Origin of the sequence: Clostridium sardiniense, from assembly GCF_019753795.1 — a bacterium.
Lineage (GTDB): Bacteria > Bacillota > Clostridia > Clostridiales > Clostridiaceae > Clostridium > Clostridium sardiniense.
The window spans coordinates 1-1,296 of sequence record NZ_JAIKTU010000039.1; the positions used below are offsets into that span (position 1 = coordinate 1).

General features: G+C 27.2%; 2 protein-coding genes. Both read left to right on the forward strand.

Annotated elements, in window-relative coordinates:
* On the forward strand, window positions 1-318 hold a 318-nt coding region (tnpA, locus tag K5V21_RS18985), incomplete at its 5' end, for an IS200/IS605 family transposase (RefSeq protein WP_221862659.1).
* Window positions 319-331: 13 nt separating this feature from the next.
* A partial coding sequence (locus K5V21_RS18990; RefSeq protein ID WP_221862661.1) for an RNA-guided endonuclease TnpB family protein occupies window positions 332-1,296 on the forward strand: 965 nt, incomplete at its 3' end.

Genomic DNA, 1,296 nt, shown 5'->3' on the forward strand with positions numbered 1-1,296 from the left:
ATTGATGAAGATATTTCAAACAGACTAAAAGAAATATTTGAATATATTTCGCCTAAGTACAATGTAATTTTAGAAGAATGGAATCACGATAAAGATAATATTCACTTGTTATTTAGAGGTTCACCAAATACAGAAATATCAAAATTCATAAATGCTTATAAATCTGCAAGTAGTAGACTTATAAAAAAGGAATATTCAATGATAAAAAAACAACTTTGGAAAGAATATTTTTGGAGTAGAAGTTACTGTTTATTAACCACTGGAGGAGCCCCTATTGAAATTGTAAGAAAATATATAGAAAATCAAGGGAAAAAGTAAGGAGGTGTTACGTATGCTAAAGGCTTATAAATATAGAATATATCCAAATGAAGAACAACAAATATATATAGCTAAAACTTGTGGTTGTAGTAGATTTATTTATAACCAAATGTTAGCTAATAGGATTGAAGTTTATGAAAAGAATAAAGATAAATTAACTCCAAAAGAGATGTCTAAGTTATACTTAACACCCGCTAAATTCAAGAAAGAATATGAATGGCTAAAAGAAGTAGATTCGTTAGCGTTAGCAAATGCGCAAATGAACTTAGATACGGCTTATAAAAATTTCTTTAGAGATAAATCTATTGGTTTTCCAAAATTCAAAAAGAAAACTAATAGAATTAGCTATAAAACCAATAACCAAAAAGAAACTATATATATTGAAAATGGATATATAAAACTACCTAAATTAAAATCTATGATAAAAATAAAGCAACATAGACTTTTCAAAGGTGAAATAAAAAGTGCCACTATATCTAAAAATCCCATGGGACAATACTTTATTTCTATCTTAGTTGATACAGAGAATATCAAGTTATCTAAAATTGATAGAAAAATAGGGGTTGATGTTGGATTGAAAGAGTTTGTAATATGTTCAGATGGATACATAGAACATAATCCTAAGCATCTTAGAAAATCAGAAAAGAGATTAAGAAAGCTTCAAAAAGATTTATCAAGAAAGAAAAAAGGTAGCAATAATAGAAATAAAGCTAGATTAAAAGTAGCTAAACTGCATCAAAAGATAGCTAATCAAAGAAAAGATTTCTTACACAAATTATCTATAAAGCTAATAAGAGAAAACCAATCTATAGCTATAGAAGATTTGAAAGTAAGTAATATGATGAAAAATCATAAACTAGCAAGAGTAATATCAGAAGCGAGTTGGTATGAATTTAGAGTTATGCTTGAATATAAAGCTGAATGGTATGGGAGGAATATAGTAGTTGCTCCTAGCAATTATGCAAGTTCTCAACTATG